Origin of the sequence: Actinopolyspora sabaoui (assembly GCF_051225635.1) — a bacterium.
In the GTDB taxonomy this organism is placed as follows: Bacteria; Actinomycetota; Actinomycetes; order Mycobacteriales; family Pseudonocardiaceae; genus Actinopolyspora.
The window spans coordinates 401,113-424,307 of record NZ_JBMIHH010000002.1 but is presented as its reverse complement, the minus strand read 5'-3'; the positions used below and the strand labels follow the sequence as shown (position 1 = coordinate 424,307).

At 69.0% G+C, this 23,195-nt stretch carries 25 protein-coding genes; 20 read left to right on the top strand and 5 right to left on the bottom strand.

The features are described from left to right. Window positions 1–19: 19 nt before the first annotated feature. Window positions 20–508, top strand: coding sequence for a helix-turn-helix domain-containing protein (locus ACOQFL_RS04485; protein WP_435542792.1), 489 nt, complete (start codon window positions 20–22; stop codon window positions 506–508). 17 nt (window positions 509–525) lie between these two features. Here the strand turns inward: ACOQFL_RS04485 and ACOQFL_RS04480 are convergent, their stop codons facing one another. Together ACOQFL_RS04480 and ACOQFL_RS04475 are read right to left on the bottom strand one after the other, a co-directional pair. Further along, window positions 526–1,479, bottom strand: a complete 954-nt coding sequence (locus tag ACOQFL_RS04480; protein ID WP_435542791.1) for an HAD family hydrolase — start codon at window positions 1,477–1,479, stop codon at window positions 526–528. A gap of 332 nt (window positions 1,480–1,811) precedes the next feature. Then, entirely contained in the window at window positions 1,812–2,459 is a 648-nt protein-coding gene (locus tag ACOQFL_RS04475) for a sigma-70 family RNA polymerase sigma factor (protein ID WP_435542790.1), read from the bottom strand. 412 nt (window positions 2,460–2,871) lie between these two features. On the opposite strand from ACOQFL_RS04475, the gene ACOQFL_RS04470 reads away from it, so the two are divergent. From ACOQFL_RS04470 to ACOQFL_RS04385, 18 genes are all read left to right on the top strand, one after another. Beyond that, the gene (locus ACOQFL_RS04470) at window positions 2,872–3,123 is read left to right on the top strand and encodes a glutaredoxin family protein (protein WP_435542789.1); all 252 of its coding nucleotides are present in this window, start codon (window positions 2,872–2,874) and stop codon (window positions 3,121–3,123) included. Window positions 3,124–3,840: 717 nt separating this feature from the next. Next, window positions 3,841–4,689, top strand: a complete 849-nt coding sequence (locus ACOQFL_RS04465) for a redox-sensing transcriptional repressor Rex (protein ID WP_435542788.1) — start codon at window positions 3,841–3,843, stop codon at window positions 4,687–4,689. Beyond that, complete coding sequence (locus ACOQFL_RS04460) at window positions 4,686–6,110, top strand: glutamyl-tRNA reductase (protein ID WP_435542787.1); 1,425 nt, start codon at window positions 4,686–4,688, stop codon at window positions 6,108–6,110. Before ACOQFL_RS04465 ends, ACOQFL_RS04460 begins: the two co-directional genes overlap by 4 nt. Beyond that, a complete protein-coding gene (gene hemC, locus ACOQFL_RS04455) occupies window positions 6,107–7,045 on the top strand; it encodes a hydroxymethylbilane synthase (protein ID WP_435542786.1) in 939 nt (312 codons plus the stop codon). Before ACOQFL_RS04460 ends, hemC begins: the two co-directional genes overlap by 4 nt. A gap of 14 nt (window positions 7,046–7,059) precedes the next feature. Further along, window positions 7,060–8,592 carry a bifunctional uroporphyrinogen-III C-methyltransferase/uroporphyrinogen-III synthase gene (locus ACOQFL_RS04450; protein ID WP_435542785.1) on the top strand — a complete coding sequence of 511 codons (1,533 nt, stop codon included), beginning with the start codon at window positions 7,060–7,062 and terminating at the stop codon, window positions 8,590–8,592. A gap of 314 nt (window positions 8,593–8,906) precedes the next feature. Continuing rightward, a complete protein-coding gene (gene hemB / locus ACOQFL_RS04445) occupies window positions 8,907–9,902 on the top strand; it encodes a porphobilinogen synthase (protein ID WP_435542784.1) in 996 nt (331 codons plus the stop codon). Beyond that, complete coding sequence (locus ACOQFL_RS04440) at window positions 9,899–10,456, top strand: hypothetical protein (RefSeq protein ID WP_435542783.1); 558 nt, start codon at window positions 9,899–9,901, stop codon at window positions 10,454–10,456. The genes hemB and ACOQFL_RS04440 overlap by 4 nt, the downstream gene beginning before the upstream one ends. A 73-nt stretch (window positions 10,457–10,529) precedes the next feature. Continuing rightward, window positions 10,530–11,342 (top strand): proline-rich domain-containing protein, encoded by an 813-nt coding sequence (locus tag ACOQFL_RS04435; protein ID WP_435542782.1) that lies wholly within the window; start codon window positions 10,530–10,532, stop codon window positions 11,340–11,342. Between the two features lie 37 nt (window positions 11,343–11,379). Beyond that, the gene (locus ACOQFL_RS04430; protein WP_435542781.1) at window positions 11,380–11,823 is read left to right on the top strand and encodes a hypothetical protein; all 444 of its coding nucleotides are present in this window, start codon (window positions 11,380–11,382) and stop codon (window positions 11,821–11,823) included. Continuing rightward, window positions 11,820–12,293 carry a transport-regulating membrane protein Mce1N gene (gene mce1N / locus ACOQFL_RS04425; protein ID WP_435542780.1) on the top strand — a complete coding sequence of 158 codons (474 nt, stop codon included), beginning with the start codon at window positions 11,820–11,822 and terminating at the stop codon, window positions 12,291–12,293. The genes ACOQFL_RS04430 and mce1N overlap by 4 nt, the downstream gene beginning before the upstream one ends. 24 nt (window positions 12,294–12,317) lie before the next feature. Continuing rightward, window positions 12,318–12,713 carry a hypothetical protein gene (locus ACOQFL_RS04420; RefSeq protein WP_435542779.1) on the top strand — a complete coding sequence of 132 codons (396 nt, stop codon included), beginning with the start codon at window positions 12,318–12,320 and terminating at the stop codon, window positions 12,711–12,713. 171 nt (window positions 12,714–12,884) lie between these two features. Continuing rightward, on the top strand, window positions 12,885–14,234 hold the full coding sequence (hemL, locus tag ACOQFL_RS04415) for a glutamate-1-semialdehyde 2,1-aminomutase (protein WP_435542778.1): 1,350 nt from the start codon (window positions 12,885–12,887) through the stop codon (window positions 14,232–14,234). Continuing rightward, the gene (locus ACOQFL_RS04410; protein WP_435542777.1) at window positions 14,231–14,866 is read left to right on the top strand and encodes a histidine phosphatase family protein; all 636 of its coding nucleotides are present in this window, start codon (window positions 14,231–14,233) and stop codon (window positions 14,864–14,866) included. The genes hemL and ACOQFL_RS04410 overlap by 4 nt, the downstream gene beginning before the upstream one ends. After that, window positions 14,863–15,585, top strand: coding sequence for a TlpA disulfide reductase family protein (locus tag ACOQFL_RS04405; RefSeq protein WP_435542776.1), 723 nt, complete (start codon window positions 14,863–14,865; stop codon window positions 15,583–15,585). The genes ACOQFL_RS04410 and ACOQFL_RS04405 overlap by 4 nt, the downstream gene beginning before the upstream one ends. A gap of 182 nt (window positions 15,586–15,767) precedes the next feature. Further along, a complete protein-coding gene (locus ACOQFL_RS04400) occupies window positions 15,768–16,553 on the top strand; it encodes a cytochrome c biogenesis CcdA family protein (protein ID WP_435542775.1) in 786 nt (261 codons plus the stop codon). Beyond that, window positions 16,553–18,202 carry a cytochrome c biogenesis protein ResB gene (gene resB, locus ACOQFL_RS04395; RefSeq protein ID WP_435542774.1) on the top strand — a complete coding sequence of 550 codons (1,650 nt, stop codon included), beginning with the start codon at window positions 16,553–16,555 and terminating at the stop codon, window positions 18,200–18,202. The genes ACOQFL_RS04400 and resB overlap by 1 nt, the downstream gene beginning before the upstream one ends. After that, complete coding sequence (gene ccsB, locus ACOQFL_RS04390) at window positions 18,199–19,218, top strand: c-type cytochrome biogenesis protein CcsB (RefSeq protein WP_435542773.1); 1,020 nt, start codon at window positions 18,199–18,201, stop codon at window positions 19,216–19,218. The genes resB and ccsB overlap by 4 nt, the downstream gene beginning before the upstream one ends. 261 nt (window positions 19,219–19,479) lie before the next feature. After that, window positions 19,480–20,979: a MinD/ParA family ATP-binding protein gene (locus ACOQFL_RS04385; protein WP_435542772.1), complete on the top strand. Its 1,500-nt coding sequence runs from the start codon at window positions 19,480–19,482 to the stop codon at window positions 20,977–20,979. Between the two features lie 314 nt (window positions 20,980–21,293). Here ACOQFL_RS04385 and ACOQFL_RS04380 read toward each other — a convergent pair whose 3' ends face one another. Together ACOQFL_RS04380 and ACOQFL_RS04375 are read right to left on the bottom strand one after the other, a co-directional pair. Continuing rightward, window positions 21,294–21,482, bottom strand: a complete 189-nt coding sequence (locus ACOQFL_RS04380) for a hypothetical protein (protein ID WP_435542771.1) — start codon at window positions 21,480–21,482, stop codon at window positions 21,294–21,296. 481 nt (window positions 21,483–21,963) lie between these two features. Continuing rightward, window positions 21,964–22,206, bottom strand: coding sequence for a BldC family transcriptional regulator (locus tag ACOQFL_RS04375; RefSeq protein ID WP_435542770.1), 243 nt, complete (start codon window positions 22,204–22,206; stop codon window positions 21,964–21,966). Between the two features lie 169 nt (window positions 22,207–22,375). Here ACOQFL_RS04375 and ACOQFL_RS04370 point away from each other — a divergent pair, with 169 nt between their 5' ends. Continuing rightward, a complete protein-coding gene (locus ACOQFL_RS04370; RefSeq protein WP_435542769.1) occupies window positions 22,376–22,780 on the top strand; it encodes a DUF4229 domain-containing protein in 405 nt (134 codons plus the stop codon). Window positions 22,781–22,931: 151 nt separating this feature from the next. Here the strand turns inward: ACOQFL_RS04370 and ACOQFL_RS04365 are convergent, their stop codons facing one another. Then, window positions 22,932–23,189 (bottom strand): hypothetical protein, encoded by a 258-nt coding sequence (locus ACOQFL_RS04365; protein ID WP_435542768.1) that lies wholly within the window; start codon window positions 23,187–23,189, stop codon window positions 22,932–22,934. Window positions 23,190–23,195: the final 6 nt, after the last annotated feature.

The following is a 23,195-nucleotide window of genomic DNA, read 5'->3' as shown; positions in this document are numbered from 1 at the left end:
GTCACGAGAGGACCGGAGCATGTCACGACAGGGTAATCGGAACGCTGAGACGGTGGTGACCGACGAGCTCGTGGCTCAGCTGCGAAGACTTCGGGCGCGCAGTGGACTCACGTTGGCGGCGCTGGGGGAACGGACGAACTACAGCAAGTCCTCGTGGGGGCGCTATCTCAGCGGTAGGAGTCTGCCGCCCTATCAGGCGGTGCTGGCCTTCTGTCGGGCGGTGGAGGCCGATCACGAAGGTGTGCTGGCGCTGTGGGAAGCGGCGCACCGGGAACGTGCGCGGTGGACGATTTCGCGGCAGCACCGGCAGGTGGTCGAGTCCGGTTCGGACTGGGGGACCGGCGAGAGCGAGGTGCTCGTCCCGGGACCGGTGAATCCGCCGTCGTCGCCGACGAGCCGGGACCGTGTGCCGATCGGTCTCGTGCTCGGCGGCATGCTCTGCGGTCTGAGCGTGGGCTGCCTGCTCGGGGTGTGGGCGGCGCACCGGAACTACCGGGTGGGCCGGTGAACCACTCGATCGTCCGGTCAAGAACGATCCCGGCGGCGAAACGCGAGTCCCGCGGCCAGTCCCGCTCCCAACGCCCCCATCCCCAGTACGGAACGGGCTCCGATCCGCACGGCCTTGCGGCCGGTTCGGAAGTCGCGGATGTCCCAGCCGCGCGTGCGTGCCGTCTCGCGCAGCCGTTGGTCCGGATTGACGGCTACGGCCGTTCCCACCACCGACAGCATCGGCACGTCGTTGGCCGAGTCCGAGTACGCGGTGCAGCGGCGCAGGTCCAGCCCCTCGCTGGCAGCCAGTGCCCGTACCGCGTGCGCCTTCGCTCCGCCGTGCAGCATCTCGCCCACGAGTTTGCCGGTGTAGACACCCTGCGCGTGTTCGGCCACGGTGCCGAGCGCGCCGGTCAGGCCGAGCCTGCGCGCCATCACCTGCGCCAGCTCCACCGGCGTCGCCGTCACCAGCCACACCCGCTGGCCCGCGTCGAGGTGCATCTGGGCCAGGGCCCTGGTGCCCGCCCAGATCCGGTCGGCCATCAGTTCGTCGTAGATCTCCTCGCTGAGTCCCTCGAGATCCGAGACGTCGCGGCCCGCGACGAACGAGAGCGCCTGTTCCCGGCTGGATTGCAGATCCGTCGCGTTCTCCGCGCCTCCGATGCGGAACTTGATCTGCTGCCAGGCGAACCCGGCCAGATCCCCTGCCCGGACGAACTTCCGCGCGGCCAGTCCCCTGGCGAAGTGGAACAGGGACGCCCCCATCATCATCGTGTTGTCCACATCGAAGAACGCGGCCGCGGTGAGATCTCGCGATGTCGCCGTGTTCTCGTCCTCCGAGGTCGTGGTGACAGCCGCCTCCGCCGAGGCGCGTCCCGCGACTTCGGCGCTGTCCGGGGCGTCCTCCAGCGTCGACTCCCGTGGTTCGGTCACGTCGTCGTGCTGGTCCCCGTCGTTGGTTTCCTCGGCTGAGCCTGGCCGTCTCGGCACCGCCGCGCCTCCCGGTCTCCTCCGGAGTCGTCCGTTCGCTGCTGGTCCGCGAGCGGTGTGGTCCGTTCTCGCGCTGTTGCCCACCACCAGCATTCCTAGCTTAGATGTATTGTCCGTTTTCGGTGTTGACCCAGTCGGGGGCGGCTTCGTTCCAACGGTGGGAGTGATCGCGGGTTCGCGTCGGCCGGCCCCGTGGCCGTAGGGGTTGTGGCCGTCCGGGATCGGTGGTGCCGGGGTGATTGGCGGGGTGTGGCTCGCTTCGTGGAGCGAGACGGTTGTTCGCGACTATCGCGGCCTTTCGGGGCGCCCGCCGCCGTGTCGGCGTGGTGCTCTCAGCGCGGATCGTCCGGCAGCAGCTGCGCCAGTCTGCGGATCGCCCGGTGCTGCAGTGCTTTCACCGCTCCCTCGTTGCGATTCATGACACCGGCCGTCTCGGTTACCGACAGGCCCAGCAGGAAACGCAGCCTGATGCATTCCCGTTGATCCGGGTTGAGTCTGCGGACGCAGTCCAGCAGTTCGCGGTGGGCCGCTTCGGCCAGCACGTGCTGTTCCGGGCCCATCGGTTGTTGCGGGGTGCCGCCGTTGTTGGCCTCGCTCGGATCGGCGAGCGGGACCTCCAGTTTGTTGCGGCTGGACTTGATGTGGTCCAGCAGCAGGTTCTTGGCGATGGTGATGAACCAGGCGGCGACGTCGCGCCCCTGGTAGCTCACCGAGGCTATCCGCCGTAACGCTCGCGCGAAGGTCTCGCTGGTGATGTCCTCCGCCAGGCAGTGGTCGCTGACCCGCAGCAGCACGTAGCGGTAGACCAGGTGCGCGTACTGGTCGTAGAGCCTGCCGAACGCCTGGCTGTCGCCGTCCTGCGCGGCGCGCACGTGGCTCCAGCCGTCCGTCTCGTCCGGTTCGGGTACCGCCGAGCGCGGCGACGGGGGTGGTTCGGGGGGTAGCCGTGATTCTTCGGCCGGTGTCGGCTCCCGTGCCACCGAGGGCTCCTCGCGTAACGGGGCTGCTGACGACTGCTGGCGCGCCTCGGGGCGCGCGGGTGGGAGTCGCGGCGTTCGCTGATGTTGCACCGTTGCTTGAAGCATTTTCTGGTCCCTGGAGTCTTCGGTGTGATCGTGCGAGCCTCGTCGGGAATCGGTTGTCAGGATCGGCAGCATACGTCTTGTTACTGCCGGGTAGGTAGTGCATTCGGGGGTCGAATCGATACCGATTCCCCGGAGCCGCCGCCCGGGCTCGTCCCTCGCGTGCGGATTCCGGTGATTTCCACCACTCGCGACTCGTTGTTCTTCCTGCGCACCGGGCTGTCCCGTGGGTGTCGGCTCGGTCGTGGGGTGGACAATCGCCAGTGGCGGGCGATCGTATCCGTGAAATGTCGAGACGAGGTGGTATCGGGTGTCCGAGACGGCCAGGCACGAGGTGACACTGCTCGTTCGGCGGGACTGTCCCGCCTGCGACACCGCCGCGGCCGAGATCGACGGCGTGTGTTCCGAGCTGGGGGTCCCCTGGAGCACCTCGGACGTCGACGCCGATACCGAACTCAGAGCGGAGTACGGCGACAGGGTTCCGGTGATACTCGTCGACGGCGTCGAGCACGGATTCTGGAAGGTGGAGTCGCAGCGGCTGCGCGCCGCGCTGGCTCGTTGAACCGGCTCGCCACGGCCCGCTCCCGACACGGGCCTCGGCGTTCCCGAAGCTCGCCATGAGGGCCCTCTCGGTGGCGTCGCGATCCGCAGACCACTCGTTTTGGCACCTCGGGGGGCTGTCGGGGAGGATGTGTTCAGTACCTGTTCCACAGCTCGGTCCGCTGGTCGAGGGTCACCCTTCGGGTCGGAGTCCGAGCGTGTCGCGGAGCGTGACGGAGCTTTGGCCGTCCGTGTTCGCCGACCGTTCGGCCGTCCGGTTCGACTTCGGGGCTCACGGTCGATTCGGGCGGAGTGCCCGGTCCGGTCGGAGCGGATCCGGAACGGGTGCCCACCCGTGGGGCCTTCGGGACTCGCGGGGAACGGAGGATCGGGTCGGTGGGGCCACGACAGCATGGTCGAGCCCGGCGATCGCCCGAGAGTTCGGCCCCGTGTCCGGTGGGACGTTCGGATGGTTGTGGGGCTCGTTACTACGGGCCGGGTCGACTTTGTGCATGTGTTCACAAATAGCTACGGTGGGCGGTGTCGTGTTGCCGGACTCGTTCCGCGGAATCTCCGCACACGATTACCGGTGGCGTTGGCACACGCCCCCGGAAGTCACCCCTTCGTGGTCGGTGCCGCGTCCGATCGGGCGTCACGTTGTCCAACGTGGCGGCCACCGGTTCGCGTTTTCGCCGGTCACCGACGGAAGCAACAGCAGGCAGGTCGAGGGAGAGCCAGCGTGACGGCGCGCGGAGACGACGTGCGAGACGACGACGCGAAAGCCGCGGCCGCGGCGGAAGCGCGGTCGTCGGAGTCGGAGGGGGTGAGCATCCCCGCACCGCAGGACCGCGTCAGGTCGATTCCGGAAGCGGCCGTGGCACGACTCGCGGTGTACCTGCGCGTGCTTTCCGGCCTGCACGAGCGCGAGGTGCACACCGTCTCCAGTGAGGAACTGGCCGTCGCGGCGGGTGTGAACTCGGCGAAACTCCGCAAGGACCTCTCCTACATAGGCTCCTACGGCACCAGGGGAGTCGGCTACGAGGTCGCCGTACTCATCGGGCAGATCGAACGCACCCTGGGGCTGACCCAGCAGAACAGGGTCGCGGTGATCGGTATCGGCAATCTGGGGCACGCGCTGGCGAACTACGGTGGTTTCCCCAGTCGGGGTTTTCCCGTCGCGGCGTTGTTCGATCTCGACCCCGACCTGATGGGGGTGCCCGTCGGTGGCATCCCGGTCGACCACGTCGACGACATTCCCCGGGTGTGTGCCGAACGGGACGTGACCATCGGCGCCATCGCCACTCCCGCCAAAGGTGCCCAAGAGGTCTGTGACCGGTTGGTCAAGGCGGGGGTTCGGTGCATCCTGAATTTCGCGCCCGTGGTTCTGCAGGTCCCCGAGGAGGTCGAAGTGCGCAAGGTCGACCTCGCCGTGGAGATGCAGATTCTGTCCTTCCACGTGGCCCGGCGGAGTCAGGAACCCTCCGACTCCCCCGGCTCCGAACAGGCGGCGACCGGAGCGCCACAGTCGGAAAACAGTGATGTGAACACCGGGATCAACCCGGTGGACGGGATGGTGGTTCGGCCGTGAATCTGCTCACCGTCGGTCTGTCGCACAACAGCTCCCCGGTACGAATGCTCGAACGCATGGCGGTCGGCGCCGACGACGTCGGCAAGCTGCTGCACGAGCTGCTGCGCAGCGAGCACATCTGCGAGGCGATGCTGGTGGCCACGTGCAACCGCGTGGAGGTCTACGCGGTGGCCGAGACCTTCCACGGCGGTCTCGACGACGTCACATCGGTACTTTCCAGGCACGCCGGGGTCGAGTTCAGCGAACTGGCCGACCACCTCTACGTGCACTACGCCGGAGCCGTCGTCGAGCACCTGTTCTCCGTCGCCGCCGGCCTGGACTCGATGGTCGTCGGTGAGGCCCAGATCCTCGGGCAGCTGCGGCAGGCGTACAGCGATGCGGACGAGGCCGAGACGGTCGGCAAGACGCTGCACGAACTGGCGCAGCAGGCGCTCCGAGTCGGTAAACGGGTGCACTCCGAGACCGACATCGACGCCGCGGGTGCCTCGGTGGTCTCCGAGGCGCTGTCCGACGCCGAGGACGTGCTGACGAGCCTTTCGGGCCGTTCCGCCCTGCTGGTCGGTGCGGGATCGATGGGCGCGTTGGCCGCTTCGCAGCTCAAGCGGCTCGGGGCCGCCGAGGTGGTGATCGCCAACCGCACCGCCGGCAACGGTGACCGGCTGGCCGAGTCGCTGCGTTCGGAAGGGCTGTCGGCCGACACGGTCGCGCTTTCCGCGCTCAGCGGCGCCATCCGCGACGCCGACCTGGTGGTCACCTGCACCGGAGCCGTCGGTGCCGTGGTCGACACCGCCACCGTGTCGAGCGCTCTCGCGGAGAGGTCCTCGGACGCACCGCTGCTGTGCTGCGATCTCGGGCTGCCGCGCGACATCGAGCCAGAGGTGGCCGAGCTGACGGGCGTTACCGTGGTCGACCTGGAGTCACTGCAGCGCAGGCTGGCCGATCAGCACGGTGGCGGAGCCAGGCAGGATGCGGGAGACATCATCGCGGAGGAGGTCCGCTCCTACCTGGCCGCACAGCGTTCGGCCGAGGTGACCCCCACCGTGACCGCGTTGCGCAAGCGCGCGGCGGAGGTCGTGGACTCCGAACTGCTCCGGCTGGACTCCCGGTTGCCCGAGCTCGACACGGACGTCCGGGAGGAGCTCGCGCGTACCGTCCGCCGCGTGGTGGACAAGCTGCTGCACGCTCCGACCGTTCGGGTCAAACAACTGGCGTCGGCCCCGGGTGGCTCCGGCTACGCCGACGCGCTTCGTGAGCTATTCGAACTCGATCCGCAAACCGCCGCGGCCATCGGCACCCCGCAGGCCGTGGAGGATGGCGAGCACACCGCGCCGGGTACGCGTACCTCGGTCTCGCACGCCCAGCCTCCCAGAGCCGCCGCGGTCTCGCGCGATCGTTCCGAACAGGACGGTGAGGACCGTTGACCAGAACCCTCCGGATCGGCACCAGGGGCAGTGCGCTGGCTATGGCGCAGAGTTCCATGGTCGCCGAGGAGTTGGAACGCGCCGGTTACACGACCGAACTGGTCCGGATCGCCACGTCCGGGGACCAGTCGGAGGCCCCCGTCACCGAGATCGGTGTCGGTGTTTTCACCTCCGCGCTGCGCGAGGCACTCGCGGCCGGAGAGGTCGATGTAGCGGTGCACTCGTTCAAGGATCTGCCCACCGCGCCCGATCCCCGACTGGCACTGGCAGCCGTCCCACCCCGGGAGGATCCCCGGGACGCGCTGGTGGCACGGGACGATCTGACGTTGGGGGAACTGCCTCCGGGCTCCGTTGTGGGGACCGGTTCGCCGCGCCGCGCAAGCCAGCTGGAAGCCCTGGGACTGGGGCTGGAAACGCGCGGTATTCGTGGCAATGTGGACACCCGAATGCGCAAGGTGAGCGACGGCGAGCTGGACGCCGTCGTTCTGGCCCGCGCGGGCCTGGCCAGGGTGGGCCGGCTTGAGGTGATCACTGAATCGCTCGATCCACTGCAAATGCTGCCCGCACCCGCTCAGGGCGCGCTGGCGGTGGAATGTCGCGTCGACGACGTTGACACCGAGCACTTGCTGCAGTCCGTGTTGGACGATGAGGCCAGCCGCGTCGCGGTGGCCGCCGAGCGCGCCATGCTGGCAGCGCTCGAAGCCGGCTGTACTGCGCCCGTCGGCGCATTGGCCGGGGTGGTGGAGGACCTCGACGACGACGGCCGTGTGGTTTACCGGCTGTCCATGCGCGGGGTGGTGGCGACCGACGAGAACAGGTTGGTGCGCGCATCCGCCACTGGTGAGACGACCGCCGCTGAGCAGTTGGGCAAGGATGTCGCCGCCCAGCTGCTCGAAGCCAGGGCCGCATCGCTCAGCGGCCCCGGCAGTAGTTGATGGGGAGTGCCCTGATGACCCGAGCACGCAATACCCCCGGACGAGTGGCTTTCGTGGGCTCCGGTCCCGGTGATTCGGGCCTGCTCACCGTCCGGGCCAGGCAATTGCTTACACACGCTTCGCTCATCGTGACGGATCCGGATGTGCCCGCGGAGGTATCCGGACTCGCCGACGACGCCGCCGAGGTGCGTCCGGCCGTCGGTGATCCCGCCGACGTGGCGGGCAACCTGGCAGGCGAGGCCCAGACCGGCCGCCCCGTGGTGCGGCTGGTCGCCGGTGACCCGTTCACCGCCGACGCGGTGGTGCGCGAGGTGCAGGAGATCGCCAAGACCGACGTCTCCTTCGAAGTGGTTCCGGGAGTGTCCGCGGGGACCGCCGTTCCCGCCTACGCGGGCGTAGCGCTCGGTTCCGCGCACGCGGAGGTCGACGTGCGCGGCGAGGTGGACTGGGCCGCGCTGGCCTCCACCAACGGCCCGATCGTGCTGCACGCTTCCGGCAGCCACCTCGCGGAGGCCGCCTCGGCGCTGACCGAGCACGGCATGAGCCCGCAGACTCCGGCCGCGGTCACCGCCTCCGGAACCACCGTGTCCGAACGCACCATCGACACCACGCTGGCCTCGCTGCCCGGCGACGCCGGGGAACTCCAGGGGCAGCTGGTGGTCACGGTCGGCACCGCCGCGGGCAACCGCGCGGCACTGTCCTGGTGGGAGACCAGGGCGCTCTACGGCTGGAAGGTCCTGGTGCCGCGTACCAAGGATCAGGCCGGGGCGATGAGCGACCGGCTGTGGTCGCACGGTGCCGTCGCGCACGAGGTCCCCACCATCTCGGTGGAGCCGCCGCGCAGCCCGGCCCAGATGGAGCGGGCAGTCAAGGGGCTGGTGGACGGCCGCTACCAGTGGGTGGTGTTCACCTCAGCCAACGCGGTGCGCGCGGTGTGGGAGAAGTTCCACGAGTTCGGCCTCGACGCGCGTGCGTTCTCCGGCGTCAAGATCGCCTGCGTAGGGGAGGCCACGGCCGAGAAGGTGCGTTCCTTCGGGATCAACCCCGAGCTGTTGCCCTCCGGTGACCAGTCGAGCGAGGGCCTGCTGCAGGACTTCCCGCCGCACGACGACGTGCTCGACCCCGTCGCCAGGGTGCTGCTGCCGCGCGCGGACATCGCCACCGAGACGCTGTCGGCCGGGCTGACCGAGCGCGGCTGGGAGGTGGACGACGTCACGGCCTACCGCACCGTCCGCGCCGCGCCGCCGCCCGCCGAGACCCGCGAGATGATCAAGACGGGCGGGTTCGACGCGGTGTGCTTCACCTCCTCGTCGACCGTGCGGAACCTGGTCGGTATCGCCGGTAAGCCGCACGCCAGGACGCTGGTGGCCTGCATCGGTCCCAAGACGGCCGAGACCGCCAAGGAGTTCGGCCTTCGGGTGGACGTGCGGCCGGACCAGGCCCAGGTGCCGTCGCTGGTGGACTCGTTGGCCGAGCACGCGGCCAAGCTGCGTGCCGAGGGTGCCCTTCCGCCGCCCAAGAAGGCCAAGCGCACCCGCCGTTCGTAATTCGCGTGTGCTCCCCGGGCTGCCTGCGTGGTTGCTCGGCGGAACCTCGGCGGTAGCCGAAAATCTCGCCGAGATTTTCGGCCGGATCGTGAACCGAGTGGTGCTCTTCGGCGCTGCCGGGGAGCACTCCGATCACTCTCGCAGCCGGCACCGCCGCGGGTTCTCCCGTGCGGCTCTCGTGAGGAAGGCCCGACGTTGTGTAGGTCGCTACCCGATGTCGGGCCTCCCCGGAGCGAGAGCCGTGCGCGAGGTTCCGCCACGGAACCACCCTCGACAACCGGATCACCCCTCTTTTCCCGCGAGGTGTTCGAGATATGTACCCGTCGGTCCGCCCACGCAGGCTGCGCCGCAACGCCGCGCTGCGGCGGCTGGTCTCCGAGACCGAGGTGCGGCCGCGGCACCTGGTGCTGCCGATGTTCGTCCGCGAGGGCGCGACGGAGCCCGTCGAGATTCCCTCCATGCCGGGCGTGCTGCACCACACCAGGGACTCGCTGCGCGCGGCGGCCGTGGACGCCGTGGAAGCGGGCGTCGGCGGGCTGATGCTGTTCGGCGTCCCGAGTGAACGGGACGCCACCGGATCGGCCGCCGCCGACCCGGACGGGATCCTCAACGTGGCGCTGCGCGATGTCGCGGCCGAGGTCGGCGACGACACCGTGCTCATGGCCGACACCTGCCTGGACGAGTTCACCGACCACGGGCACTGCGGTGTGCTGGACGACCAGGGCAATGTCGACAACGACCGCACGCTGCGGCTCTACGGCGAGATGGCGCTCGCGCAGGCCGAGGCCGGTGCGCACGTGCTCGGCCCCAGCGGCATGATGGACGGGCAGATCGGCGCCATCCGGGAGACGCTGGACGCCGCCGGGTTCCACGAGACCTCGCTGCTGGCCTACTCGGCCAAGTACTCCTCCGCCTTCTACGGCCCGTTCCGCGACGCGATCGACTCCCAGCTCTCCGGGGACCGCAAGACTTACCAGCAGGACCCGGCCAACGGCAGGGAAGCGGCCCGCGAGGTCGGGCAGGACATCGCCGAGGGCGCGGATATGGTGATAATCAAACCCGCCATGTCCTACACCGACGTGGTCAGGCAGACCGCCGAGATGTCCGATATCCCGGTCGCTGCCTACCAGGTCTCCGGGGAGTACTCGATGATCGAGGCCGCCGTGGAACGCGGCTGGCTGGACCGGCGCCGAACGGTACTGGAGACCCTGACCTCGATACGCCGTGCCGGGGCCGACATCGTGCTGACCTACTGGGCGGCGCGGGCGGCCCGCTGGCTGCGTGAGGAGTCCGGAGGGGATGCCGCGTGACCGCGCCACCCGAGCCGCAAGGCGGTGTGGACCGCCGTGCCTCGTCCTCGCCGACCACACCGCCCCGTTCGGTGTGGTTGGCCAGGTGGCTGTGGATCGCCGCCGCGCTCCTGGGGCTGGGGAGCACGCTGGTTCGGCTGTCCGACCGCGAGATGCTCATCGGTGAGCTGCGGCGGGTCAATCCCGAGCTGTCGCAGCAAGAGGTGGACGCGGCGGCCAACGGCGGGATCATGTTCGCGCTGTTGTTCATGGCCGGGCTGGCGCTGTTGTACGTGTTCTTCGGCAACCGGATGGCGCGTGGTGCCAACTGGGCACGCGTGCTGGTGATGGTGTGCTGCGGGCTGTACGTCTGCGGCAGGTTGTTCGCGTGGTTCACCATCAGCATGGCCCGCTCGGTACTGGATCCGCGGCTGATGCCCGACATGGCGATCGGACCGCTGACTGTGCTGTTCACCACTGTGATCGCGGCACTGAACATCGCGGTGTTCGTGCTGTTGCTGCGTGGTGATTCCAGGCGTTTCTTCGCCGGGCCGGGTGTTCGCCACCCCGGTTGAGCGGGGTTTTCGGCCGGTTTTCCCGCTGCCGCCGAAATTGGACATCTCGACGGCGGGTTTCTACGGTTTCGACGTGACTTCCCCACAGAATCCTTGGGAGCAGGATCCCGCGAATCAGGGGCAGTACCCGCAGCAGCCCGGGTACCAGCCCGACCCGCAGTCGGGTGGCTTCCAACAACCCGATCCGCAGTCCGGCGGATTCCAGCAGTCCGGCTACGGTCCCTCTCCCTACCCGCAGCAGGGGTATTCGGAACAGGGCTATCCGCAGCAGGGCTATCCGCAACAGGGGTACCCGGCCGGCCCCGTACCGGGCGGCTACCCCAACCCCTACGCCGCGCCGCCGGTCTCGGCGCAGGAGATCGAAGGCCCACCACGACCCAACACGATCGACATCGCCTTCTGGATCGCGGTCGTGGTGCCCCTCCTGGCCACGGTGCTGTCGACGATCTCGATGGTACTGCAGCGGAACTACATGGAGCGGGTGCTGGATGAGATCTCCGGCAGCTCCACGGTCATGAGCGAGGACGTGCTGCGGGTCGCCATGATGTTCGGCGTCGTGTCCGGATTGATCATCTCCGTTGTATTCACCGGACTCTGGATCTTCTTCGCGTTCAAGCTGCGCGCGGGCCGCAACTGGGCCAGGATCACGCTGACCGTGTTCGCCGGTGTCTGGATACTCAGCGGCCTCAGCGGCCTGGTCAGGGCCACCGTCCCGCAGACGGTGCAATTTCCCGAGGGGGGGAGCTACACCCTGGAAATCCCCACGGCGCAGCTGGTGACCAGCTACGTGCAGAGCGGTCTCGTGCTGCTGGCGATGATCGCTTTCATCGTGCTGGTCTACCTCAAGCGGTCCAACGGGTTCTTCCAGGCGACGGCGCGCCGGTGACAACACCGCCGCCCTACGGTGAGCTGGACGGGCAGGGATGACCAACACTTCCGAACCGGCACCCACGGGGGTGCCGCGGACGCTGCGAGTGGGACTGGGGCTCTGGGTGGCGCTCGGCGTTTTCCTGCTCGTCCGTGCCGTGATCTCGTGGAACGACCTCGGTGCGCTGCGCGGCGGTCTCGTCGACACACGCGGGCTGGCTCCGGAGCGAGCCGAAGAGGTGGCCCGTGATCTCCTCGTGGCCAACACGATCCTGTCGGTCGTGCTGGCCCTGGGCTACGCGGGGCTCGCGTGGCTGGTGCTGCGGCGGCACTCCTGGGCGCGGATCGCGGTCAGCCTGTTCGCCGTGGCGCACGTGCTGTTGCTGCTGCTGTCCGGAGCCTGGAGCGCCTCCAATCTGATCGTGCTGGTGCTGGCGGTGCTCGCATGGGCGTGCTTCTGGCGCCGAGAAACCTCGGAGTGGCTGGCTGGTGACCGTTGACCGAAGCCACCGAGATCCGCTACGTCGAGCCGGGGTCGAGTTGGTGGCCGCTGCTCTGGGGACCGGGGTTCGCCCTGCTCGGCCTCGTCGTCGAGCTGACCACGCCGGGGCCGCTGCACCTGCCACACTGGCCGGTGCTGGCGGTCCTGCTGGCCGCGGCCGCGGTGCCGTGGATCCGGGCACGCAGACGCTTCCACTCGGTAACACTGACCACAGTGGAACTGACCGTGGGTGGGGAGTCGCTCCCACTCGACCGTCTCGTGCTGCCCGAGGCGGAACCGGCGACACGTGCCGCTCGGGTACTCGGTGAATCGAGCACGGTGCCGAAGGGAAAGACCGAGGTTCCACTGTTGCTGCGGCACCGCGCCGAATCCGACACCACGGCGGGCACGGGAACCGTGGTGCTGGCCTGGGCCCGCTTCCCGGAAGCGTTGCGTGCCGAACTCGCGCCACTGCTGCGTTCGGAGTAGTTCGCGGCATGCGATGCTGGTTCGGTGCGTGATCCCCACTCCGAGCCGACCGCGTCCGGGCAGCCACCACGTCGGTTGCACCAGCCGTGGCGACTGGTCGTGTTCGGGGTCGAGGTGCTGCTGGCGGCGGTACTGATCGCACTGGCCTTTCCCGCCTGGGAGAACTCGGTGGTTCGCATCGAGCTGCCCGACGCCTCCGGTGGCCCTGGCGTCTCCCGCATGCTGGGTAGTTGGGTCGCGCTCGCGGTACTCGCGGTCACCACCGGCGGGCTGCTGCTCATCGACGCTTTCCGACACCTGGCGCTGGGAGTGCGCGCCGGTCGCTCGGGCGGGCGGTCACCGCGTGACCCCGAGTCGAAAACAGCGTCCAGGGACACGCCCGCTTCCGGGGAAACACCGGATTCCGACTCCCGCTCGTGAGCCGAACGGCCGCGCACTGCTCGGTCACCGGCCCGAGATCGGCCGGGAGCATCCGTCGACCGGGCGCCACTCGAACGGAAGCGGTACGGCCGGGCAATGGTCGCGAGATTCGCCACCCCGGCCGGGGGAGCCCCGCTCCGGACTGTTCCGCTGCCTGGCAAACTGGGCGACGTGACTGCCGATAATCCCGCCAACGCGACGACAGCAGCCTCCGACCCGGCGCCCCGCTCCCGGCAGCTCTTCGAACGAGCGGAGGCGGTGACCCCGGGCGGAGTCAACTCCCCGGTACGTGCGTTCCACTCGGTCGGCGGTACCCCACGCTTCATGGTCCACGGCGAGGGTGCGTATCTCCGGGACGCCGACGGCAACAGCTACGTCGATCTCGTTTCCTCCTGGGGGCCGATGATCAACGGGCACGCGCACCCCGACGTGGTCGGCGCCGTGCGCGAGGCCGCCGTCGACGGGCTCTCGTTCGGCACTCCCGCCACCGGCGAGATCGACCTCGCGCAGGAGATCATCGACCGGGTCGATCCCGTAGAGCACGTGCGGCTGGTCAACTCCGGCACCGAGGCCACCATGACCTCCATCCGGCTGGCGCGCGCGTTCACCGGCCGCGACAAGGTCCTCAAGTTCACCGGCTGCTACCACGGTCACGTCGACTCGCTGCTCGCCGGAGCGGGCTCCGGAGTGGCGACCCTGGGGCTGCCCGGAACTCCCGGCGTCACGGAGGCGCAGGCCGCCGACACCATCGTGGTGCCTTACAACGACCTGGAGGCGGTGCGGCGGGCCTTCGCCGAGCACGGCGACCGGATCGCCTGTGTGATCACCGAGGCCGCCGCGGGCAACATGGGCGCGGTGCCGCCGCGCGAGGGCTTCAACGCCGCGCTGCGCGAGATCACCCGCGAAGCGGGCGCGCTGCTGGTGATGGACGAGGTCATGACCGGTTTCCGGGTCTCGCGCGCCGGTTGGTACGGCGTGGACGGCGTGGCCGGTGACCTCTACACCTTCGGCAAGGTGATGTCGGGCGGGCTGCCCGCCGCCGCCTTCGGTGGCCGGGCCGACGTGATGGACCTGCTGGCGCCGCGCGGTCCCGTTTACCAGGCGGGCACCCTCGCCGGTAATCCGGTCGCGGTGGCCGCCGGGCTGGCGAACCTGCGCGCCGCCGACGCCGATGTCTACGCCGCGCTGGACCGCAACGCGAGCCGCCTCGGCGGGTTGCTGGGCGATTCGCTGCGCGAGCGGGGCGTGCCGCACCAGATCTCCTTCGCGGGCAACATGCTCAGCGTCTTCTTCACCGAGACCCCGGTGCACGACTTCGCGGGGGCGCAGGCACAGCAGACCTGGCGGTTCCCCGCCTTCTTCCACGAGCTGCTGCGGCGCGGGGTCTACCCGCCGCCGAGCGCGTTCGAGTGCTGGTTCGTCAACGCGGCCATGGACGACGACGCCTTCGAGATCATCGCCGAGGCACTGCCACACGCCGCCGCCGCGGCGGCAGCGGCCGAGCCGGGGGAGTCCAAGTGAGTGGCAGAACGACCGTGGTCCACTTCGTGCGGCACGGTGAGGTGCACAATCCGGAGGGCATCCTGTACGGCCGCCTGCCCGGCTACCGGCTGTCCGAGGAGGGGCAGCGGCAGGCCAAGGTCGTCGCCGGTTTCCTTTCCGACCACGACGTCCGGGTGGTGCACGCTTCCCCGATGCAGCGGGCGGCGGAGACCGCCAATCCGGTGGCCGAGCAGCACGAACTGGACATCGACACCGACGAGCAGCTGATCGAGGCGGCCAACCGCTTCGAGGGCTGCCGGGTGTCGGTGGGTGACGGCGCGCTGCGCTCGCCACGCCACTGGCCGAAGCTCTGGAACCCGGTGCGCCCCTCCTGGGGCGAGGCATACCTCGGTATCGCGCACCGGATGTTCGCGGCGGCGCACCGCGCTCGGGCCGCGGCCGGCTCCGGTGAGGCGGTCTGCGTTTCCCACCAGCTGCCCATCTGGATCCTGCGCAGGTTCATCGAGGGCAGGGCGCTCTGGCACGATCCGCGCAAGAGGCAGTGTTCGCTGGCCTCGGTGACCAGCCTGGAGTTCCGGGGCGAGAAGTTCGAACGTCTGGCCTACGCCGAGCCGGTGGGCGAGACCGACGCGAGAGCGAGCGGTGCATGAGATCCGTCCGTTGGCGAGGCCGTGGGGGCCGTCGCCGGGGTAGGCCCGTAGCGGCGTTGGCGCTGGTCGCGTTGTTCGCGTTGCTGTCCGGATGCGCGGGCAGCGAGAACGCGGTTTCCGACAACGGTGAGTTCACGTTCGTCTCGCCGGGTGGGCGGATGCGGCTGTTCTACTCGCCGGACGAGCGCGGTCGCGTCACGGGGCTGAAGGGCGAGTCGCTGGCCAACGCCGACAACACCATCCGGTTGTCGGACTTCCGCGGCGAGGTCGTGGTGCTCAACGTGTGGGGTTCGTGGTGTCCGCCCTGCCGTTCCGAGGCCGACGACCTGCAGGCGGTGCAGGACGAACTCGGTGACCAGGGTGTGCAGGTCCTCGGGATCAACGTGCGGGACAACCGCGGCGCCGCCAAGGACTTCGTGCACAACCTGGAGGTCGACTATCCCTCCATCTACGATCCGTCCGGCCGCGCGATGCTGGCGCTGGACGGCTTTCCCCGCAGCACCACCCCGGCCACGGTGGTGCTGGACCGCGAGCACCGCGTGGCGGCGATCTATCTGAGCGAGGTCACGAAGAAGGGCCTGTTGCCGAAGGTTCGCGACATCGCGAACGAGAACTCCGGGTCCGGTGGGACCGGGACCACCGGTGATTCCGGTGAGACGGGTGGTTCCGACAGCACTGGTGGGGCGAGCCCGTCCGGGCAGCCGGAGTCCGGCCGGTAAGTAACGGGCCGGTAGTGAACAGCCGCTGACAAGCCCCGGCCGGTTCGGGGTGACCCCGGAGATTCCCGAAGGACGGTAATCGCTGTCCGGTTCCTTTCGGCGCGGGACCGCCACCCTCGATGTGGCTTCGGTCACCAGGGGTGCTGTGGGGGCTCCTCGGCGGCTTACCTACCCTCGGGTTCGTGGATCCGACCGAGCTAGTCCAGACCGGGCCGCTGATTCTGGCGGTCGGGTTCGCTGTTCTCGCCGGGACGGTCAGCTTCGCCTCGCCCTGTGTGATCCCGCTGGTACCCGGCTATCTCGCCTATCTGGCCGGTCTCGTCGGTGCCGACGCCCCGGCGGTCAACACCGCGGAAACCACGGCGGGCCGTCGCCGCGGGCGATGGCGGGTCGCGGGTGCCGCGCTGCTTTTCATGCTCGGGTTCACCGCCGTGTTCGTGATCGCCACGGTCGGTGTCCTGGGGCTCTCCGATGCGCTGGCTCTCAACGAGCCCGTGCTGCGCAGGCTCGGTGGTGTTGTCACCGTGCTCATGGGGCTGGTCTTTCTCGGCGTGTTCCCCGCGTTGCAGCGTGACGTGCGTGTTCAGCGGGTGCCGCGCGGCGGCCTGTGGGGCGCTCCCGCACTCGGTGCCGTCTTCGGCCTCGGCTGGACACCCTGCCTGAGCCCCACCCTCACCGGAGTCGTCTCGCTGGCCTACAGCACCCAGTGGCAGGGCGGGGCCGCGCTGCGCGGTGTCGTGCTGGTGTTGGTCTACTGCCTCGGCCTCGGGATCCCGTTCGTGGTGCTCGCACTCGGCGCGCGCTGGGCCGTACGCGGCACCGGCTGGTTGCGCAGGCACTCCCGCACCATCCAGTGGGTCGGCGGGGGACTGCTCATACTCGTCGGTCTGCTGCTGGTCACCGGCCTGTGGGGAAGCATGATCGCGTCGCTGCGCGCCCCCATCAACGGATTCGAGTTGCCCATCTGATGAACACTTCGGTCCCCCGGCGAGCCCTGGCCTTCCTGCGCAACACCTGGCGTGGGCTCACCTCGATGCGCACCGCACTGGTGCTGCTGTTCCTGCTGGCGCTCGCGGCGCTCCCCGGCGCGTTGCTGCCGCAGTGGTCGCTGAACCGCCAGAACGTCGAGACGTTCTACGACAACCACCCAACCTGGGCGAAGATTCTCGACTCGGTCGGCGCGTTCAACGTGTTCAGCTCGGTGTGGTTCGCCGCGATCTACGTGCTGCTGTTCGTCTCGCTGATCGGCTGTCTGGTCCCGCGCAGCGCGGAGTACCTGCGGCAGCTGCGCGCTCGCCCGGTGCGCACCCCGCGCAACCTCGAACGGATGCCGCACCACGCCGCCGGTACCGTCGCGCTCTCGCCCGACGAGATGTCCGACTTCGCGCGCCGCAGGCTGCGGCGCTGGCGCGTGGCCGAGAACACCGAGGAGGACGGCACCCGCACGTTCAGCGCCGAACGCGGTTACCTGCGCGAGGCGGGCAACCTGGTGTTCCACTTCGCGCTGGTGGGGCTGCTGATCACCGTCGGCGGTGACCAGCTGATGCGCTACGAGGGCCAGGTGGTCGTGCAGGCCGACGGTTCGGGGTTCTGCAACTCGGGAACCTACAACTACGACTCCTTCGACGCGGGCCTGACGGTCGACGGCACCAACCTGAGCCCGTTCTGCGTGCGGCTCAACAACTTCGACGTGCGCTACCTGCACTCCGGTCAGCCCGAGCGGTTCCACGCCGACATCGAGTACCAGTCCGGTCAGGCGCTCGACAACGGCAACTGGAAGTCCCACGACCTGCGGGTCAACAATCCGCTGCGCACCGCCGGCGATCGCATCTACCTGACGGGCAACGGCTACACCCCGATATTCACCGTCACCTTCCCGGACGGCACCGAGCGGACCAAGAAGACGCAGTGGCAGCCGGTCAACACCACCACCATGCTTTCGCAGGGCGCCACCAAGTTCGACCGGCCCGGCATGTCGAACGAACAGCGCAGGCACAACAACCAGCTGGCGATCACCGGGCTGTTCGCGCCCACCGCCAGCCTCGACGGCAAGGTGCTCAGCTCGCGCTTCCCGGCGCTGCGGGATCCGATGGTGGCCGTGGACGTGCTCAAGGGCCAGCTCGGACTCGCGGGCGACACCGGCCAGTCCATCTTCAGCGTGGACCAGTCCCTCATCGACTCCGGCAAGCTGAACCGGGTGGCCCGCGAGAACCTGGCCGTCGGGGAGACGATCCGGCTGGACGACGGCACCACCATCCGGTTCGACGGGGTGCAGCGCTGGGCCAACCTGCAGATCTCGCACAACCCGTTCCAGCGTTACGTCCTGGTCTTCGCCGTCGCGGTGGTCATCGGGCTCGGTGCCTCGTTGAGCATCAAGCGCCGCCGGATCTGGCTGCGGATCAAACCCCTCGGGGACGGTTCGAGCGACACCGATGAGAACGCTTCCGCCGCCGGTGGGACAACCGGTGGTGCCTCGGTCGAGATCGGTGGACTCGCGCGAACCGATCAGGCCGGTTACGGCGAGGAGTTCACCAAGCTGACAGCCGAGCTGCTCGGAAGTGGGGCGGAACCCACCTCGGGCTCGTCGGGGACCGACTTCCCCGGAAGGAGCAGTTGATGGTCAACCAGACACTGTCCAATCTGAGCGACATGGCGTTCGCGACCTCGGTCGCGGTCTACATCCTCGCCATGTTGCTCTACTTCGCCGAGTTCGCCTCCGGCAAGGCCACGGGCAACGCCGCCGAGAACGCCGAACCGGCGCGGGCGGCCGTCGGCGCGGGCGGGGGCACCACCAAGGAACCGGGTTCGGGGCCGGTCGTCGGCCGGCTGGAACCCGAACCCCGCAAACCGTGGTCGGAGCGGTTCGGCGGCATGGCCGTGGCCGTGAACGTGCTCGGTGTGCTCGTGCACGCCTTCTCGCTGGTCATTCGGGGTGTGGCAGTGGGACGCGTGCCGTGGGGCAACATGTACGAGTTCGGCTCGGCGATCTGCCTGGCCGCGGTCGTGGCATGGCTGGTGGTGCTCTACCGGCAGTCCCGTGCCGTCCGCAAACCCACCACCGCGCCCAAGCTGCGAGGGTTGGGCGGTTTCGTGCTGCTGCCCGCCACGTTGTTGCTGTTCCTGTCCGGCACCGCGCTGTACGCCACCGCTTCGCAGCTGCAACCCGCGCTGCGGTCCTACTGGATCTGGATCCATGTTTCCGCCGCGATCGTTTCCACCGGTGTGTTCATGTTCGCCGGTGTCGCCAGCGTGCTCTTCCTGGTCCGACTGCGGAGCGAGAACAACCCGACCAAACCCGGCCGCCTCGGCGAGCGACTGCCCAGCAGCCAGGTGCTCGACCGGTTCGCCTACCGCGCGACCGTGCTGATCATGCCGGTGTGGACCTTCGCGATCATCGCGGGCGCGATGTGGGCCGAGGCCGCGTGGGGCCGCTTCTGGGGCTGGGACCCGAAGGAGACCTGCTCGCTGATCGCCTGGATCGTCTACGCCGCCTACCTGCACGCGCGGGCGACCTCGGGATGGCGGGGAACCCGTTCCGCCTGGATCAACATCTTCGGTCTGGCGGTGATGATCTTCAACCTGTTCTTCATCAACATCGTGATCTCCGGACTGCACTCCTACGCGGGACTGTGACCGGTCGTTTCCTTCCTCCTTCGGTGCTCCTTCGCCGAGTCGTGGCGGCGCTTTCGCGCTCGTGGAACCCGGTGCTCGCGTGATCGTGGATATTGTCCGTAAGATCGCGGTTGTGGTATGGCCCGGTGATCCGGGCGGGCCCGCGGGAAACGGCGCGGGCCGGGCCCCGCGTCGGCCGCCCGCCGTGAACCGGGTGAGTTTCCGCCACTACCGTGCACACGGGCCGGGTAGGTCTCGATTCGTTCTTGGAGGATTCGAACGGTGACCGGAAGAAACGACGAGCCGGACGCCCGGCAGGATTCGGGACGGTTTCCCGCCGGGGGAGGAGCGGAACCGAATGCGGAGTCGGCCGAGAGCTCGTCCTCGTCGGGGCACGCCGCCCCCGACTACGGCGCTCCCGCCCAGCAGGCGGGAGGTCATCCCGAGCAGGCACCGCAGTACCCCGTGCCGGGGCAGTATCCCCAGTCCGGCCCGAATCCGGTGGTCAACCCGTACGCCAATCCCGCGGCTTCGGGGCCCAGGCCGGTTCCCGGCGGTGATCCGAACCAGGCACAGTCCGGTCCGTACCAGATGCCGCCCAACGCCCCGTCCGGCCCATACCCGGCTCCGGGGAGTACTTCCGGGCCGTACGCCGCCGCACCCGGGCAGCCCTATCCACCACAGGGGTACGCGCCCAACCAGCAAGTACCCGGTCAGCAGGCACCCGGCCAGCCCCCTGCCCCGGGACAGCAGTGGGTCCAGCCCCCACCCGGCCAGCACCCCCAGCCCGGCCAGGCCGTTCCCGGGGCGCAGCAGATGCCGCCCGGGCAGCAGGACCCCGCCGCCGCACAGGACCTGTCCTCGGCGCAGTTGCTGCGGCAGTCCAAGCGTCCGCCGCAATCGGGCTGGCGGCGCGCGATCTACCTCGCCAGCGGCAAAACCATCAACCCGGGCGAGAGCCCGGCCGATGTCCACCACAGGGAACTGATCTCGCGCATCAATCAGCCGCTCCACGGCTGCTACAAGATCGCCATGCTCAGCCTCAAGGGTGGGGTCGGCAAGACCACCACCACCGCCACCCTCGGCTCCACGTTCTCCTCGCTGCGCGGCGACCGGGTCGTGGCGGTGGACGCCAACCCGGACCGGGGGACGCTGAGCCAGAAGATCCCGCTCGAGACCACCGCGACCGTGCGCCACCTGCTGCGGGACGCGCCGCGCATCCGCAAGTACAGCGACGTGCGCTCCTACACCTCACAGGGCCCGAGCAGGCTGGAGATCCTCGCCAGCGAGCAGGACCCGGCGGTTTCCGAGGCGTTCAGCGAGAACGACTACCGCACCGCCGTCGACCTGCTGGAGCACTTCTACAACGTGGTGCTCACCGATTGCGGGACCGGGCTGATGCACTCCGCGATGAAGGGAGTACTGGACGTCGCGGATTCCCTGGTCATCGTCTCGCCGGGCTCCATTGACGGCGCGCGCAGCGCTTCGGCCACACTGGACTGGCTGGACGCCCACGGTTACGGCGAGCTGGTGTCGCGCTCGGTGGCGATCATCAATTCGGTGCGGCCGGGTTCCGGCAAGGTCGACGTGGACAAGTTGGCCGCGCACTTCGGATCGCGCTGCCGCTCGGTCTCCAAGATCCCGTTCGATCCACACCTGGAGGAGGGCGCGGAGGTCGATCTGGACCAGCTGGCCGCTTCCACCAGGCTGGCGCTGCTCGAACTGGCAGCCACGGTGGCCGACGATTTCCCGCACGCCGCCGGTAGGCAACAGGCCGGCTGATTTTGGAGTTGCCCGGCCTCATCTGATCGTGCGCTCGTTCGGCGGAACCTCTCGCGGGCTCTCGCTGCGGGGAGGCCCGACACGGGTAGCGACCTACACGACGTCGGGTCTTCCTCGCGAGAGCACCACGAGAGAACCCGCGGCGGTGCCGACTGCGGGGGTGGTCGGAGTTCGGCCCGCGTCGAAGGGGCGCGGCGATTTCGCGGGAAATTGACGCTTCTCGGGCCGCGCACCGCCGTAGTGAAGCGATGATTTCGTGGGAAATTTACGCCACCGGCGGCCGGGGCCCGCCCACGGGCACCGGCCGGGGTTGCTCAGTTCTCGTCGCGGTGTTTGCGCTGCTGCTCGGAGATCCTGCGCAGGAACTCCGGGTCGTCGTCCGGTGCGGTGGGGCGTTTGGGCTGTTCAGAGCGCTTCTCCAGCGTCTCCCGAACTGGACCGAAGCCCTGCCACAGCAGCACGACGAGCGTTATGGCACCGATTGCCGCCAGGATGTAGACCATCGTGGTCACCTCCGTTGTTCCGTCGGGGGCAGCGGATCCACCGGTTGTGGCTCTCGTCCCGCTGTTCGTTGCCGCATGCCGGATCGCTCGCCGTGGTGCGGGGATTTGTCCGATCCGTGTGGCGTGCGAAGTTCCATGATAACCGGTCGACGAAACCGACAGGAGCCTCAATTATCGCGCGATGCGGTGAGCAACGTCGCGCGGTGGGGGCACGCGGTGTTCGCCCGGGGCAGCGCGGGCAGTATCACTCGGCGAGGAAGCAGGAGGCGTTCGTTGGCGCAGCCGGGGGTGCCGCCCGGGGCCGAGCCGGTCGCATTGCCGGACGGCAGGGTTCGTGACCTCGAAGGGTCGTCCTTTCGGTCTCCGTACCCTGCCACACAGCAAGGCGTCGGCTCGGCCGAGCGTGGTTCCCGTTCACCCGGAGCCGGGCGAGCACCCGGTCGAGGGTGCGCGGAGAATTCCGCTCAACTGGGAACTCCGATCAGCGAGCGGTGCCGATGCCGTGGGTCAGGTCCGCGTCGTTGGTCAGCTCGGCGAGCATCGTGCGGACCTCGGACTCACGGAAACGGCGGTGTCCGCCCGGCGTGCGGATCGAGCCGATCCGGCCCGCGGTTGCCCAGCGGGTCACGGTTTTCGGGTCAACCCGGAACATAGCGGCGACCTCTCCTGGGGTGAGCAGATGGTCCTGGCCGTTCTGCGGGATCTGTTGGGTCGACGCTGTCACTGGTGACCTCCACGGTCGAACGAATGGTAACCGGGCATTCCGGTCGCATCCTGGCACTGATGGGGGCAGGTACTCGAACCGTTGGGTCCAGGTAAAGGGAAAGTAAGGGACGAAAGGTGCGGTTCGGGCGCGGTGAGGGTTCGCGGTGGCGTCCTCTACCCTGGCTGACGTGCAGCAACAGCAGCAGGAGACGCCCGAGGGCCCGGAGGAACCACACGGCGGGGAGACCTCCGGCGCGAACCGGCCACCGCGCGGTGGCGACCTCGCGCGGGACATCACGCTCTACACCGTCGCCAGGTTCGGACTGCTAGCCGTGATGGCCGGTGTGCTGGTGCTTTTCGATGTTCCGTTGCTGGTGGCGCTCGCGGTCGCCGTGGTGGTGGCGATGCCGCTCTCGCTGGTGGTTTTCTCCGGGCTGCGCCGCAGGGTAGCGGCGGGGATGGCCGAGCGGGCGGCCGAGCGTTCCGAACGTAAAGAACAGTTGCGGGCGCAGCTGCGCGGCGAGTCCGACGGCGTCGAGTCCGACCCGCCGGTGGACGACGAGGAGCCGGACTCCGACTCGCCTCGTGACTGAACTCACCTTCCGGTTCGGTGCTCACCCCCCCGTCCGGCGATTTCGCGAGAAATTGACAAGGCCCGGGGCGCACAGCGGCAGGCCGATGACTTCGGCGGTGGGCTGTTCGGCACGAAAGTATGCTTCCAGCCGCAGCACGGCCGGATGGTGTTCATTCGGAGTCCCCTCGCTTCCGTGGTTCCTCGGGAGCCGGTCCGGTGCTCGTGGGCGGAGCGTTCGGTGGCGGGCCGCCGAAGGCGAGTACGGCGGCGTAGTCGCTCAGTTCGTGGGACAGGTGCCGCAGTGCCGAGGCGGTTTCGGCGCACTGTCGGGCAGTGGCCTGACCGACCGCTATGTCGTGGATGGTGCGGTTCAGCAGTTCCGGATCGTGGTTCAGGGCGATGTTCGGCCGCATCGGGTGACCGGTCACGAGGCA